Source organism: Pseudomonas vancouverensis (assembly GCF_004348895.1).
Classification (GTDB): domain Bacteria; phylum Pseudomonadota; class Gammaproteobacteria; order Pseudomonadales; family Pseudomonadaceae; genus Aquipseudomonas; species Aquipseudomonas vancouverensis.
The window spans coordinates 212,458-225,842 of sequence record NZ_RRZK01000032.1 but is presented as its reverse complement, the minus strand read 5'-3'; the positions used below and the strand labels follow the sequence as shown (position 1 = coordinate 225,842).

14 protein-coding genes are annotated in these 13,385 nt (G+C 60.0%); 6 read left to right on the top strand and 8 right to left on the bottom strand.

The genetic code is table 11. The features are described from left to right. Positions 1-124 precede the first annotated feature (124 nt). The 4 genes from EIY72_RS25215 (at position 125) to EIY72_RS25200 (ending at position 2,408) form a co-directional block, all read left to right on the top strand. Positions 125-466, top strand: coding sequence for a YbaY family lipoprotein (locus EIY72_RS25215; RefSeq protein ID WP_093214811.1), 342 nt, complete (start codon positions 125-127; stop codon positions 464-466). Between the two features lie 133 nt (positions 467-599). Then, the gene (locus tag EIY72_RS25210; protein WP_093214808.1) at positions 600-998 is read left to right on the top strand and encodes a YbaY family lipoprotein; all 399 of its coding nucleotides are present in this window, start codon (positions 600-602) and stop codon (positions 996-998) included. Between the two features lie 199 nt (positions 999-1,197). After that, positions 1,198-1,548, top strand: coding sequence for a YbaY family lipoprotein (locus EIY72_RS25205; protein WP_157720918.1), 351 nt, complete (start codon positions 1,198-1,200; stop codon positions 1,546-1,548). Positions 1,549-1,718: 170 nt separating this feature from the next. Further along, complete coding sequence (locus EIY72_RS25200; RefSeq protein ID WP_093214803.1) at positions 1,719-2,408, top strand: DUF4197 domain-containing protein; 690 nt, start codon at positions 1,719-1,721, stop codon at positions 2,406-2,408. A gap of 618 nt (positions 2,409-3,026) precedes the next feature. Here EIY72_RS25200 and EIY72_RS25190 read toward each other — a convergent pair. Both EIY72_RS25190 and EIY72_RS25185 read right to left on the bottom strand, forming a co-directional pair. Continuing rightward, positions 3,027-6,092, bottom strand: coding sequence for an efflux RND transporter permease subunit (locus EIY72_RS25190; protein ID WP_093214800.1), 3,066 nt, complete (start codon positions 6,090-6,092; stop codon positions 3,027-3,029). A gap of 6 nt (positions 6,093-6,098) precedes the next feature. Further along, positions 6,099-7,199 carry an efflux RND transporter periplasmic adaptor subunit gene (locus tag EIY72_RS25185; RefSeq protein ID WP_093214797.1) on the bottom strand — a complete coding sequence of 367 codons (1,101 nt, stop codon included), beginning with the start codon at positions 7,197-7,199 and terminating at the stop codon, positions 6,099-6,101. A 93-nt stretch (positions 7,200-7,292) separates the two neighbouring features. Here EIY72_RS25185 and EIY72_RS25180 point away from each other — a divergent pair, with 93 nt between their 5' ends. Continuing rightward, positions 7,293-7,931, top strand: a complete 639-nt coding sequence (locus EIY72_RS25180) for a TetR/AcrR family transcriptional regulator (protein WP_093214795.1) — start codon at positions 7,293-7,295, stop codon at positions 7,929-7,931. Between the two features lie 137 nt (positions 7,932-8,068). Here the strand turns inward: EIY72_RS25180 and EIY72_RS25175 are convergent, their stop codons facing one another. Further along, the gene (locus EIY72_RS25175; protein ID WP_093214792.1) at positions 8,069-8,851 is read right to left on the bottom strand and encodes a class I SAM-dependent methyltransferase; all 783 of its coding nucleotides are present in this window, start codon (positions 8,849-8,851) and stop codon (positions 8,069-8,071) included. Between the two features lie 93 nt (positions 8,852-8,944). Here EIY72_RS25175 and EIY72_RS25170 point away from each other — a divergent pair, with 93 nt between their 5' ends. Beyond that, positions 8,945-9,565 (top strand): energy transducer TonB, encoded by a 621-nt coding sequence (locus EIY72_RS25170; protein ID WP_093214790.1) that lies wholly within the window; start codon positions 8,945-8,947, stop codon positions 9,563-9,565. 3 nt (positions 9,566-9,568) lie between these two features. Here EIY72_RS25170 and EIY72_RS25165 read toward each other — a convergent pair whose 3' ends face one another. From EIY72_RS25165 to adk, 5 genes are all read right to left on the bottom strand, one after another. Next, on the bottom strand, positions 9,569-10,390 hold the full coding sequence (locus EIY72_RS25165; RefSeq protein ID WP_093214785.1) for an isocitrate lyase/PEP mutase family protein: 822 nt from the start codon (positions 10,388-10,390) through the stop codon (positions 9,569-9,571). A gap of 32 nt (positions 10,391-10,422) precedes the next feature. After that, positions 10,423-11,283, bottom strand: a complete 861-nt coding sequence (locus EIY72_RS25160) for a DUF72 domain-containing protein (protein WP_093230304.1) — start codon at positions 11,281-11,283, stop codon at positions 10,423-10,425. Further along, entirely contained in the window at positions 11,280-11,585 is a 306-nt protein-coding gene (locus EIY72_RS25155) for a hypothetical protein (RefSeq protein ID WP_093214780.1), read from the bottom strand. The genes EIY72_RS25160 and EIY72_RS25155 overlap by 4 nt, the downstream gene beginning before the upstream one ends. Positions 11,586-11,867: 282 nt before the next feature. Beyond that, positions 11,868-12,542 carry a tRNA (adenosine(37)-N6)-threonylcarbamoyltransferase complex dimerization subunit type 1 TsaB gene (gene tsaB, locus EIY72_RS25150; RefSeq protein WP_093214776.1) on the bottom strand — a complete coding sequence of 225 codons (675 nt, stop codon included), beginning with the start codon at positions 12,540-12,542 and terminating at the stop codon, positions 11,868-11,870. A 97-nt stretch (positions 12,543-12,639) separates the two neighbouring features. Next, positions 12,640-13,287 (bottom strand): adenylate kinase, encoded by a 648-nt coding sequence (gene adk, locus EIY72_RS25145; protein WP_093214773.1) that lies wholly within the window; start codon positions 13,285-13,287, stop codon positions 12,640-12,642. Between the last annotated feature and the right edge of the window lie 98 nt (positions 13,288-13,385).

Genomic DNA, 13,385 nt, shown 5'->3' with positions numbered 1-13,385 from the left:
GCTTCTGACCCATTCAACTCCAGTTTCACCAGAAACCACAGGAATTCGCCTACAGGGAAATCGTGGGCTGGGGCTTATGCTCGGAATGCGTCAATTCCGACGCTTGTTGATAAGGAAATCAAATATGGGCAACGACTCCGTCAAGACCATCGCTGGCAACGTCCATTACCTCGAAAAAATCGCTCTGCCATCTGGCTCAACCCTTCGTGTCTATCTGCAGGACGTCAGCCGGATGGATGTCCCGGTCAAAGAACTCGCCGTACAGGTCACACCCAACGCCGAGCAAGCCGGGCTGGCTTTTCATCTGACCTATAACACTGCTGATGTCGTGGACGGGCATACCTACGCCCTCAGCGCGAGCATCACCCACAATTGCAAACTGATCTTTACCAACACTGACCATCACCCCGTGCAACTGGGTGTCGATCATGTGACGGGACAGGACATACGGGTACACCGCGTCTGAGTCCGCTTGCTGTAGCGCTGACGATCCCTACGGACCAATGTTGCAACATGTTGCCGGGCGATCTTGCCGGCAAAATCCGCTAGATTGTCATTGGCGTCGGTCTTCTTCGGCGCCGATGACAAGGATCCGCTTCATGAAAAAACTCTCACTCCTTGGGCTTGTTGTTCTGCTCAGCGCTTGCCAGTCCATGCACCCTGCACCAAAAGCCAGTCTCGACGGCGAAGTCTTTTACCTGCAACGCATCGCGCTGCCACCCACCGCCACCTTGAGCGTCACCTTGCAGGACGTGTCGCTGATGGATGCACCGGCGGTCGTTCTCGATGAACAGAAAGGCCAGATCAAAGGACAAGTGCCGCTGCCCTTCCATCTGAATTACGATCCTGCCCAGGTCAAACCGGGCCATCGCTACGCCGTCAGCGCGCGCATCGAAGTCGACGGCAAGTTGCTGTTCATCACCACCGAACACAACGCTGTACAACTCGATGGCAAAGACCCGCAACCATTGAAAATCCGCGTCGACGCCGTCCGCTGAATGCCTCTTTGAAGAATATGGGCAGTCAATGAGGCCCATCATCCGTTCCCACGCACCTCCGGCAGAAACAAGGATATTTCTGCCAGAGGCCGCACCCGCTTCATCTTCAATCGCAGGAATTGCCCTACATAGAATTCGCGATGCCGACTCTAAGGTAAGCACTCGTCAATACCGACGATCAATTGAAAAGGAAGTCAACATGAACGGCGAAAACATCATCAGCGGCAACGTCCACTATCTCGAGAAAGTTGCCCTGCTACCGGGCTCGGAACTGCATGTCAGCCTGGTGGACATCACCGAGCAAGGTGCCTGGAAAACCCTGGCTACAGCAGTCTATTCCGATCTGAATGAACACTTCATGGACTATGAACTGACGTTCGATCCTGCAAAACTGCGGTACGGACGTATCTACTCCATCAGCGCAAACATCAACTATGAAAACACAGTAGTCTTTAGCAGCACCAATCATCTCCCGCTGGACTTGAGCGAGGCGACCTTGTGGGTTAAAGACGTACTGGTGAGAATCGTCAGTGTGTTTCCGAACGCATAACGGTCGGTTTTCCTGAATTGATCGTTGGCGCGGGTCGCCCTCAGGCGCCAACGACCAATATTCGCCTGGGGAAAGAACGTTCTCTGCCCAGGCGAATAGCAACAATCGGCAACCCATGAAACCGGTGTTGAAGTCCTCAGCTTTTGTCCCCTTACGAACAAGGAACCCCAATGCTGCGCCCTACTCTTCATTTTGCCGGCCTTTGCGCAGGCCTGCTGATCTGCGCCAACGCGATGGCGTTGTCCCTCGCCGACCTGTCGCAAAAAGACGCCACCGGCGGACTCAAGGATGCCCTGACCCAAGGCGCACAACTGGCCGTCAAACAGCTCGGAACACCGGGCGGGTTCAGCAACAACCCTGAAGTCAAGATCGAACTGCCGGGCAAGCTGGGCAAGGTCGCCAGCAAAATGAAACAGTTCGGCATGGGCGATCAGGTCGATCAACTGGAAGTCAGCATGAACAAAGCGGCTGAAACCGCCGTGACCCAGGCCCAGCCGATCCTCGTGGATGCCGTGAAGAAAATGACCGTGGAAGACGCCAAGGGCATCCTCAGCGGCGGCAACGACTCGGCGACCCAATACCTCAACAAAACCAGCCGCGAGCAGATCCGTGCGAAATTCCTGCCGATCGTCAAACAAGCCACCGACCAGGTTGGCCTGGCCAAGCAGTACAACTCGTTTGCCGGGCAAGCCGCGACCATGGGCGTGATCGACGCGAAGAGTGCCAACGTCGAAAACTACGTCACCGAACAGGCGTTGAACGGCTTGTTTGAAATGATCGGCAAACAGGAAGCCACCATCCGCCAGAACCCGGCGGCTGCGGCGACCAGCCTGGCGAAGAAAGTGTTTGGGACCTTGTGATGATTAGCTGAGGGCGACAGTCGAAAGCCCGTTGAACGGTCCAGGTTCAGCGGGCTTTTTTTACGACTGGAGAAAATATTTCCTGCAGGCAGTGTGAATACCCTGCGGGAAGGCTCAGGACGGTTGGTTTGGCGAAGTTTGTTGTTGGCTGAAATACCGCCATCGTCAAAACGCCGCCCGGAGCAAACTCGCTCCCACAGAAGAGCAAAAGAAAAAGCAAAAGCCCCCACACACCGCCCGCTCCTCACCACTCAACAGGCCGAGCGTTAGCTCGCCTGCAGCTCTTGATCTTGATCCACCCGCCCCTTCGGGAGGCTGAGTGGAGGGATTCATCCGGGGGTGGGAGCGCAGCGACCGTTCGACGCAGTCGAACGCATCGAGAGGAGGTGCAGCGAAGCAAACCGTAGGCGATGCCCCCGGATGGATCCCGGAGCGAAGGAACGCCGAGCCCGAGCGAGGGGCCGGACGCTGGGGCAAGACCTTTTGGTTCCTTTTGGGGCGTTTGCCAAAAGGGACTCGCCGTAAGGGCGAAACCGCCAGCCGCCGCTACCGAAGAAACGGATATTCACCCAATCAACCAAGAGCCTGGTCGGCCCGAAGGCCGCCACGTTCCCCCCATCAAACCGATTCCTTGCGAACCCGAAACCAGGCCGCATACAAAGCCGGCAAAAACAACAACGTCAACGCCGTAGCAACAATCAACCCCCCCATGATCGCCACCGCCATCGGCCCAAAGAACACACTGCGCGACAGCGGAATCATCGCCAGCACCGCCGCCAGCGCCGTCAACACAATCGGCCGGAACCGCCGCACGGTCGCCTCGATAATCGCCTGCCAGGGCTTGAGCCCGGCCGCGATATCCTGCTCGATCTGATCGACCAGAATCACCGAGTTACGCATGATCATCCCGGACAAGGCGATCGTCCCCAACATCGCCACAAACCCGAACGGCTGACGGAACACCAGCAGGAACAGCGTCACCCCGATCAACCCTAGCGGCGCCGTCAGAAACACCATGGCCGTGCGCGAGAAACTGCGCAATTGCAGCATCAGCAGCGTCAACACCACCACGATGAACAACGGCACACCGGCCTTCACCGAATTCTGCCCACGCGTCGAATCTTCCACCGTGCCGCCGACGTCCAGCAGATAACCATCCGGAAGCTCCGCGCGGATAGGATCGAGGGTCGGCATGATCTGTTGCACCAGCGTCGCCGGCTGTTCCTTGCCATAGATATCGGCACGCACGGTCACGTTGGGCAAGCGATTGCGGTGCCAGATAATGCCTTCTTCAAAGCCGTATTCCAGGGTCGCGATTTGCGACAGCGCGACGCTGCGGCCGTTGTCAGTCGGCACCGCCAGGCTCGGCAGCAACGACAGCTCGGTACGCTCATGCAAGGTCCCGCGCAGGAGGATCTCGATCAACTCGTTGTCTTCGCGATACTGACTGACGCTGGAACCGGTCAGCGAGCTCTGCAGGAACTTCGACAGGTTCGCCGTGCTCACGCCCAACGCCCGCGCGCGGTCCTGATCGACATTCAGGTACACGACCTTGCTCGGCTCCTCCCAATCGAGGTGCACGTTGACCACGTGCGGGTTCTCACGAACCTTGGCCGCCACCTTTCGCGCCAGGGCGCGGACTTCCTCGATGTGCTCACCCGTCACCCGGAACTGCACCGGATAGCCCACGGGCGGTCCGTTCTCAAGACGCGTGACACGCGAGCGCAAGGTTGGGAACTGCTCGTTGAGGGTCGAGATCAGCCAGGTGCGCAGGCTTTCCCGTTCCTCGATGGTTTTCGCCAACACGACGAACTGAGCGAAACTCGCCGCCGGCAGTTGCTGATCCAGCGGCAGGTAGAAACGCGGCGAACCCGTACCAACGTACGCCACGTAATTGTCGATCCCGGCCTTGTCCTTGAGCAGCGCTTCGAGGCGTTTGACCTCATCGGCGGTATTGCTCAGCGAAGCGCCTTCGGCCAGCTTCAGGTCGACCATCAACTCCAGCCGCCCGGAGGCCGGGAAGAACTGTTGCGGCACAAAGCGGAACAGGACGATGGAGGCAATGAACAGCACGACCGTCGCCGTAATGACGGTCTTGCGCCAGCGTACACACCACTCCACCAGGTGCCGAACCCGCTGGTAGAAAGGTGTCGCGTAAGGGTCGGGTTGATCCGCGCCGTGTTTGGCCGCATGAATCTTCGCCAGGTCCGGCAGGAGTTTTTCCCCCAGGTAAGGCACGAACACCACCGCCGCGACCCACGAAGCCAGCAGCGCAATGGTCACCACCTCGAAGATCGAACGGGTGTACTCGCCAGTTCCGGATTGCGCCGTGGCAATCGGCAGGAAGCCGGCGGCGGTGATCAGCGTACCGGTGAGCATCGGGAAGGCGGTACTTGTCCAGGCATAACTCGCCGCCTTGATCCGGTCAAAGCCCTGCTCCATCTTGATCGCCATCATTTCCACGGCAATGATCGCGTCGTCCACCAGCAAGCCAAGAGCCAGGACCAGCGCGCCGAGGGAAATCTTGTGCAGGCCGATGCCCAGGTAATACATGGTGGCAAAGGTCATCGCCAACACCAGCGGAATCGCCAGGGCCACCACCATGCCGGTGCGTACGCCGAGGGAGAAGAAGCTCACCAGCAAGACGATGGCCAAGGCTTCCACCAGCACTTGCACGAATTCGCCGACCCCGGTTTTCACCGCCGCGGGTTGATCGGAGACCTTGCGCAGCTGCATGCCGGCCGGAAGGTTTTTCTGGATACGCGCGAACTCGACTTCCAGCGCCTTGCCCAGCACCAGGATGTCACCACCGTCCTTCATGGCCACTGCCAGGCCAATGGCGTCTTCGCCCATGAAGCGCATACGGGGCGCCGGTGGATCGTTGAAGCCTCGACGAACATCCGCCACATCGGAAATGCGGAAGGTCCGATCACCTACCCGAATCGGAAAGTTCCTGATCTCGTCGACCGTCTGAAAATTCCCCGTGACCCGTAGCTGCAATCGCTCGCTGCTGGTTTCGAAGAAGCCGGCCGTGGACACCGCGTTCTGCTCTTCGAGGGCCTGTTGCACTGCCGCCAGCGGCAAACCGAGGGTGGCGAGCTTGACGTTGGACAGTTCGATCCAGATTTTCTCGTCCTGCAAACCGAGCAGATCCACCTTGCCCACGTCCTTGACCCGTTGCAGCTGGATCTGGATGCGGTCGGCGTAATCCTTGAGCACCGCGTAGTCAAAACCTTCCCCGGTCAGGGCGTAGATATTGCCGAAGGTGGTACCAAATTCGTCGTTGAAAAACGGCCCCTGAATGCCGGGCGGTAAGGTATGGCGGATGTCGGCGACCTTCTTGCGCACCTGATACCAGAGCTCCGGGATCTCATCGGAATGCATGGAGTCGCGGGCGATGAAGGTGACCTGGGATTCACCCGGACGCGAGAACGAGACGATGCGTTCGTACTCGCCGGTTTCCATCAGCTTCTTTTCAATGCGCTCGGTGACCTGACGCGAAACCTCCTGTGCCGTCGCCCCCGGCCAGTTGGTGCGAATCACCATGGCCTTGAAGGTAAACGGCGGGTCTTCACTCTGGCCGAGCTTGGTGTAGGAAATGGCACCGACAATCGCCAGCAACAGCATCAGGAACAGTACGATCTGGCGATTACGCAGCGCCCATTCGGAAACGTTGAAGCGCATCGGGACTTACTCCTTGTCCGCCAGATTGACCACGCGGTTGGAGCGATCCACCGGGCGCACCTGTTGTCCTTCCAGCAGCACATGGACACCGGCGGCCACCACCCAGTCGCTGGCGTTGAGTCCTTCCAGCACCGACACGCTTTTCTCGCCGAAAGGACCGACGCGCACCGGGGTCTTTTTCAAGGTGTTGTTGGCGCTGACGACCCAGACGTAGGTCGTGCCGTTTTCCGCGGTCAACGCCGACAGCGGCACGGACAGTGCCACCGCATCGCTGGCCTGGACAAATACGCGGGCGCTCTGGCCCAGTTCCACCGGCACCTTGCCGGAGGCGAAAGCGATACGCGCGGCGAAGGTGCGCGACTTGGGATCAGCCGCCGGCGACAGCTCACGAATACGCCCTTCAAAACGCTGGCCGGGTTGGGTCCAGAGTTCGACCGACACCGGCTCGCCGACCTTGAAGCGGCCGAAGTTCTGCTCCGGCAGGCTGATCAGCACCTCACGCTCGCCATCGGTGGCCAGGGTGAACACCGTTTGCCCCGGCGCCACCACTTGCCCGACTTCCACCGAACGCTTGGCCACCACACCGTCCTGGGGCGCGCGCAATATGGCGTAGCTGGCCTGGTTATTGGAGACGTTGAATTCGGCTTTGATCTGCTTCAGGCGCGCCTCGCCGGAGCGGTAGAGGTTTTCCGCGTTGTCGTACTGCGAGCGGCTGACCAATTGACGGTCCATCAGAGTCTTGTAGCGATCGCGCTCGGAACGCACCAGGCTCAGATTGGCTTCGGCGGCGGCAACCTGGGCACGGGTGGCTTCCAGTTGCAGTCGCACATCCTGCGGGTCGAGTTCAGCCAGCGGTTGATCGGCCTTGACCCGTTGCCCCTCGTCGACCAGTCGTCGGCTGACTTTGCCGCCGATACGGAACGCCAGGTCCGGCTCGTAACGGGCGCGAACTTCACCCGGATAGCTTTCCATCGCCTGCGCCGAAGGCTCTGGCTGGACCACCATGGCCGGGCGCACGCTGACCTGCGGCGCCTCTTCCTGACCACAAGCCGTCAACAAAAAAGCCAGGGTCACTGGCATCGCGAGGGGCAAGACATAGCGGAACATGGTGAAGGACCTTTCGCTAATGGTGCTTTGAATAATTATACTGACGAGTATGTTATTAATAGCAAACTCACCAGTCCAGTAATAAAAGCGAATATGCCCAACAATCTTTCAGCACCCAACGGCCCAGGTCGTCCCAAGGATCTGGTCAAACGCCAGGCCATCCTCGACGCCGCAAAGACGCTGTTCTTGAGTAAGGGATATGCCAGCACCAGCATGGATGCGGTGGCCGCCGAAGCCGGCGTGTCAAAGCTGACGGTCTACAGCCACTTCAACGACAAGGAGACGCTGTTTTCCGCGGCGGTGGTAGCCAAGTGCGAGGAGCAGCTGCCGCCGCTGTTTTTCGAACTGCCCGACGGCGTGGCGGTGGAAACCGTGCTGTTGAACATCGCGCGCGGTTTTCATCATCTGATCAACAGCGATGAATCGGTGAACCTGCACCGCCTGATGGTGACCCTCGGCAGCCAGGACCCGAAGCTGGCGCAGATCTTCTTCGAGGCCGGTCCCCAACGCATGCTGCAGGGCATGGAGCGACTGCTGAAGCAGATCAATGAAAGCGGCGTGCTGACCATCGATAAACCGCACAACGCGGCCGAGCACTTCTTCTGCCTGCTCAAGGGTGCGGGGAATTTTCGCTTGTTGTATGGCTGTGGGGAGCCGCCAGTGGGTGAAGAGGCAGAGAGCCATGTGCGGGAGGTGGTGGGGTTGTTTATGCGGGCTTATCGGCCTGAGTAGGCCTGCTGGACTATGGTGTCTGGACTGACGCCATCGTCGGTACGCCGCCCGGAACAAGCTCGCTAACACAGGGGATTTGCGGTGATCCATAGATCCAGTGTGGGAGCGAGCTTGCTCGCGAAACAGGCGCTGCGGTTTTAAGGCTTGAGCGCCTTCTTCGGATAGATGTCATAGCGGCTCGACTTGCCATCCAGCGCATGACTCGGCTTCGGCCCTTCGATGCATGGCGCCTTGCGTGGACGTTTGACCACCACCCGGTGGCTGGCCAACGCCAGGGCCGCTTCCAGCAGCGCCGGTGCATCCGGATCATCGCCGACCAATGGCCGGAACAGGCGCATCTCTTTCTTCACCAGGGCGGTTTTCTCGCGATGCGGGAACATCGGGTCGAGGTAGATCACCTGCGGCGGTTCGCCCTCCCAGTTGCGCATCACGTCGATGGAGTTACCCTTGAGCAAGCGCATGCGCGCGACGATCGGGGCCACGTCGAAATCCTCCGCACCACGGGCCAGGCCATCCTCGAGTAAGGCGCCAATCAACGGCTGGCGCTCGATGAGGCTCATCTCGCAGCCCAGGCTGGCCAGCACGAACGCGTCCTTACCCAGCCCGGCCGTGGCATCCAGCACGCGCGGGCGCACGCCTTGGGCGATACCGACGGCCTTGGCGATCATCTGGCCGCTGCCACCGCCGTACAAGCGACGATGGGCCGCGCCGCCCTCAACGAAATCCACTCGCACCGGCCCTGGCGCATCCGCTCCCAGTTGCTGCAATTGCAGGCCCTGCTCGCCTACCTGCAAGGCAAATTCGCCGTCCGCCACTTGCAGCGGCAAGCCCAGGCGCTCGGCCCATTGCTCGGCTTGCGCTTCGAACGCCACGTCCAGGGCTTCAACATGGATGCGGCAGGCCGCCGGTTGATCAATCATCAGAAAACACGCTCAAAAAATTAATGATCGGCAAAAACTGCCGATAACAAAACTATCAAGCATTTTGCCAGAGCTGAGCGTCGACCGAGAGAAATGTCAGACATTCAACCCACAATCACAGGTTTTATATCGCCCTACGGCAATTACAACCTGCGAAACACCCAGGCACTGAGCGGTGTCAGCCACATCTGGCAAGATTTCTTTGCCCGTGCGCTGGCCGATCAGTCGGGTGATGTGCTGCCTGAATCGCTGAATTTTCCACCGGTCGATCTGGAAAGCCCGGTCGAGCCTACCGTCGGCAGTGAGCTGCTGGCACACATCGTCTCCCAGCGTCTGTGCGACGTGAAAGACAACGAAGTACGCCCGCCTGAACCACTGTTCCTGCCGATTGCCGAATTCGAAACCGAGCTGGCCGACAAGCCGCGTCCACCCTTCCCGCCTGAAGAAATCGCCGCCCAACAAAAGCAGCAGGACTTCGAAAGCGGCTGGGTTCGCCCTATCGTATTGAACGCCGGTCAGCCGGTGTATCAAATTGGTCAGGCGCCGCAACCACGTCCGCTGCACCTGCCGATTGCCGAGTTCGAGCTGGATCTGCTCGACAAGCCGTTCCCGCCGTTCTCGCCGGAAGAACTGCTGGAACAACAGAAACAGCTCGATTTCGATAACGGCTGGGCACGCCCGATCATTCTGCAGAACCTGCGCATCGCCGCTTGACCCTCAGTCCTGGAAGAACTGATTGGCCTTCTGGTACGGCATCGACCGCGAGGTGAAGCCGAAAGTACCCGAGGAGCGAATCTCTTCAGCGGCACGAAAGAACTCGCCATAGGCCGCCAGCGCCAGCGCCGAACCCACGCTGATACGCTTGACGCCCATCTCGCCAAGTTCCTGCACCGTCAGCTTCAACCCGCCCGACATCAACACATTCACCGGCTTCGGCGCGACAGCGCGGACCACCGCCAGCACCTCCTCGGCACTGCGCAGGCCCGGCGCGTAAAGCACATCGGCACCGGCTTCGGCGAACGCCTGCAAGCGGCGGATGGTGTCGTCCAGGTCCGGGTTGCCGTGCAGAAAGTTCTCGGCACGAGCGGTCAGCACGAAGGGAAAAGGCAAGCTGCGCACCGCAGCGACCGAAGCTTCGATACGGGCCACGGCATGGTCGAAACAATAGATCGGCCCCTCGGCGTTGCCCGTGGCGTCTTCAATCGAACCGCCCACGGCGCCCACTTCTGCCGCGCGCAGAATACTTTTCGCGCAATCGGCCGGGTCGTGTGCAAAACCGTTTTCCAGGTCGACGGCAATCGGCAGGTCGGTCACCGCGCCCATCGCCTGAACGTTGGCCAGGGTATCGTCCAGGGCCAGACCACCATCGGGTCGGGCGCGGGAAAAGGCATAACCGGCACTGGTGGTTGCCAGCGCCTCGAAGCCGAGGCTGGCGAGCATCTTCGCGGAACCGGCGTCCCACGGGTTGGGAATCACGAAAGCACCGTTGCGTTCATGCAGGGCTTTGAACGCCTGGGCTCGAAGGGTTTGCGCATCCATTGGCAGGCTCCTCAAAGGGCAAGAAAACCGCCTCAGAGCAAACCAAGTTGTTCCGCGGCGGGTTCTCTGTATAGCTCAGGCAGCGCCGGGAGGCCAGGCAAACGCAGCATCAGGCGGGCATGAAAACGTTGCGCCAGTTTCGCCGCGAGCAGGTTGTCGGCGGTGTGCAGGAAGATGTAAGGCGTGCGGCCTTCTTCGATCCATTGCGCGATCTTCTCGACCCACTCTGCTAAAAACCTGTCGTTGGCCTCAAGCTCGGGATGGCCGATGAAGCGCACCTGCGGGCATTGGGTAAACGCCGCCGGGCGCGGTGGAACCCGAGGCTTTTTGGCTTGGGCGTGAAGCACCGAAGGCTCGGTCGAGGTGCAGCTGAACAACGCACGAGGGTCCAGGCAGATACGCTCTACGCCACGATCGAGCAGCAGCCGATTGAGCAGGCGCTCGCTGTCACCCTTGGCAAAAAAATCATCGTGGCGCACTTCCACCGCCAGCGGTCGCTCCAGCGCATCGATGAACCCGGCCAGTTCCGGCAAGCGTTGCGGGGTGAAGGCTTTCGACAGCTGCAGCCACAAGGGCGACACCCGTTCGCCGAGCGGGCTGAGCAGGTTCAGGAACGTTTCGGCGGCGGTCAACTGCTCGCGCAAATCGCCACCGTGGCTGATCTCCCCGGGGAATTTGGCGGTGAAGCGAAAGTGCGCGGGCATGGTTTCGGCCCAACGCTGCACGGTGCTGGCAGCCGGGCTTGCGTAGAAGGTCGTGTTGCCTTCAACGGCGTTGAACACCTGGGAATAGAGCTGAAGAAATTCGGCGGGTTTGGCGTCCTGCGGGTAGAGGTAATCACGCCAGGCGTTTTCACTCCACGAGGGGCAACCGAGGTAATACGGCAGCATCAGATGTACAGGTCGAGACCCAGCACATCGGTATCCCAATCGACAAAACCGGCGGTGCTCAGGTAGCTGGCCAAGGCCATCGCCACACTTTTGCTCATGGCGCGGTGGTACAGCATGTCTTGCTGGCGGGCGGGCAGGTTGCTCAGTTTTTGCGCAGAGGCTTTGGCGGCGCGGGCAGCCAGTTGCTCTTCAGTGGGGAATTCCAGTTCGCCTTCGATATCGACGGACTCGTCTTCCACCACACGGCCTTTGCGTGGCTTTCGCTTGATGGGGTAGGACTGAGTGGATACGCCGTCGATACGCATAAGTGCATGCTCGGAATCAGTGATGGCAGTTTAGTGGCGCATCAGCCACTGCGCAAACCGCCGAGTGATAACTAGAACACATAAAAGGGAAAAGGTTTAAAAGCAGGGGTTAGAAAACGACGATTGGCAGTGCCCAAAGCCATTGTGGCGAGGGAGCTTGCTCCCGTTCGGCGACGAAGTCGTCGTGAAGTCGGATAGTACTGCTCAACACGAATGGGGCCGCTTCGCAGCCTGACGGGAGCAAGCTCCCTCGCCACAGAATTTTTAACAGACTACTGAAGGTTACCGTGCCTTCGGGGTGGCCACTTTATCGCGCAGATAAACCGGCTGTGCCTCATCGGCGACTATGCCTTCACCGCGCTCCCAGGCGAATCGGGCCAGGGTCAACAAGTCTTCGGCATGGGGCAGCATGCCCGCATCCTGCCCGGTCAGGCTGACCGCGATACGCTCGCCATAACCCCAACCGGTGCCCGCGCCGAACCAGTCGCCGCTGGCGTCGGCCGGCAATGCTGCCGCTTCCGGCGGCAGGACCGCTTCGGCACCGACCAGACGCATTTCGCCTGCCGTCTCACGGTAGCAACCCCAATACACTTCATCCATCCGCGCATCGATGGCCGCGGCGACCTGGCTCACGCCATGCTCGCGATAGGCACGCTGGGCCAGTACCGCCAGGTTCGACACCGGCAGCACCGGGCGATCCAGGGCAAACGCCAAGCCTTGCACCACCCCAATGGCAATGCGCACACCGGTGAATGCACCCGGGCCACGGCCGAAGGCAATGGCATCGACCGCTTGCAGCGTGGTGCCGGCATCGGCCAACAATTGCTGGATCATCGGCAGCAGCTTCTGCGCGTGCAAGCGCGGGATCACCTCGTAATGGCTCGTGACCTTGCCGTCATGCAGCAAGGCAACGGAGCAAGCTTCAGTCGCGGTGTCCAGGGCCAGCAAGGTGCTCATCGATGTATCCGTAAAAGAGGGAGGTCAGGAAAAGTGCGTCAGTATAAACAACTACGGCCCGCAAGCGGGCCGTGGATGATGCAGCAGGTCAGACTTTTCAGCTCAGGGCTGCAAGCACCTTGGCGGTGATCGCTTCGACCGAACCGACGCCTTCAATGTGGCTGTACTTCGGCTTGCCGTTGGCGGCCGACAGCTTCTGATAGAAATCCACCAGTGGCTTGGTCTGCGAGTGGTAGACCGACAGGCGATGACGCACGGTTTCTTCAGTGTCGTCCTTGCGCTGCACCAGCTCTTCACCGGTGATGTCGTCCTTGCCGGCGATCTTCGGCGGGTTGTAGACGATGTGGTACACGCGGCCGCTGGCCTCGTGAACGCGGCGACCGGCGATACGCTGGACGATTTCTTCGTCTTCAACGGCGATTTCAACCACGGCATCCAGCTCGACACCAGCAGTCACCAGCGCCTCAGCCTGAGGAATGGTGCGCGGGAAGCCGTCGAACAGGAAACCGTTGGCGCAGTCGGACTGCGCGATGCGGTCCTTGACCAGCGCGATGATCAGGTCATCGGACACCAGGCCGCCGGCATCCATGATGCTCTTGGCCTTGATGCCCAGCTCGGTGCCGGCCTTGACCGCGGCACGCAGCATGTCGCCGGTGGAGATTTGCGGAATGCCGAATTTTTCGGTGATGAACTTAGCCTGAGTACCTTTACCGGCCCCGGGAGCTCCCAGCAGAATGACGCGCATCGATGTGCTCCTCAATTTTTTATATGGATAACGTCAGATTCGCCTCGTGGGGCCAATCTCAAAAATAGGGTCGTGGCCGCCCAAACGGCCAAAGGCTG

Bases quoted from the DNA above. Each gene is read 5' to 3' on its own strand.
- EIY72_RS25200 (WP_093214803.1), top strand. From the start codon at position 1,719: ATGCTGCGCCCTACTCTTCATTTTGCCGGCCTTTGCGCAGGCCTGCTG.
- EIY72_RS25185 (WP_093214797.1), bottom strand. From the start codon at position 7,199: ATGTTCCGCTATGTCTTGCCCCTCGCGATGCCAGTGACCCTGGCTTTT.
- EIY72_RS25210 (WP_093214808.1), top strand. From the start codon at position 600: ATGAAAAAACTCTCACTCCTTGGGCTTGTTGTTCTGCTCAGCGCTTGC.
- EIY72_RS25180 (WP_093214795.1), top strand. From the start codon at position 7,293: ATGCCCAACAATCTTTCAGCACCCAACGGCCCAGGTCGTCCCAAGGAT.
- adk (WP_093214773.1), bottom strand. From the start codon at position 13,287: ATGCGCGTCATTCTGCTGGGAGCTCCCGGGGCCGGTAAAGGTACTCAG.
- EIY72_RS25205 (WP_157720918.1), top strand. From the start codon at position 1,198: ATGAACGGCGAAAACATCATCAGCGGCAACGTCCACTATCTCGAGAAA.
- EIY72_RS25215 (WP_093214811.1), top strand. From the start codon at position 125: ATGGGCAACGACTCCGTCAAGACCATCGCTGGCAACGTCCATTACCTC.
- EIY72_RS25190 (WP_093214800.1), bottom strand. From the start codon at position 6,092: ATGCGCTTCAACGTTTCCGAATGGGCGCTGCGTAATCGCCAGATCGTA.
- EIY72_RS25165 (WP_093214785.1), bottom strand. From the start codon at position 10,390: ATGGATGCGCAAACCCTTCGAGCCCAGGCGTTCAAAGCCCTGCATGAA.
- tsaB (WP_093214776.1), bottom strand. From the start codon at position 12,542: ATGAGCACCTTGCTGGCCCTGGACACCGCGACTGAAGCTTGCTCCGTT.
- EIY72_RS25155 (WP_093214780.1), bottom strand. From the start codon at position 11,585: ATGCGTATCGACGGCGTATCCACTCAGTCCTACCCCATCAAGCGAAAG.
- EIY72_RS25175 (WP_093214792.1), bottom strand. From the start codon at position 8,851: ATGATTGATCAACCGGCGGCCTGCCGCATCCATGTTGAAGCCCTGGAC.
- EIY72_RS25170 (WP_093214790.1), top strand. From the start codon at position 8,945: ATGTCAGACATTCAACCCACAATCACAGGTTTTATATCGCCCTACGGC.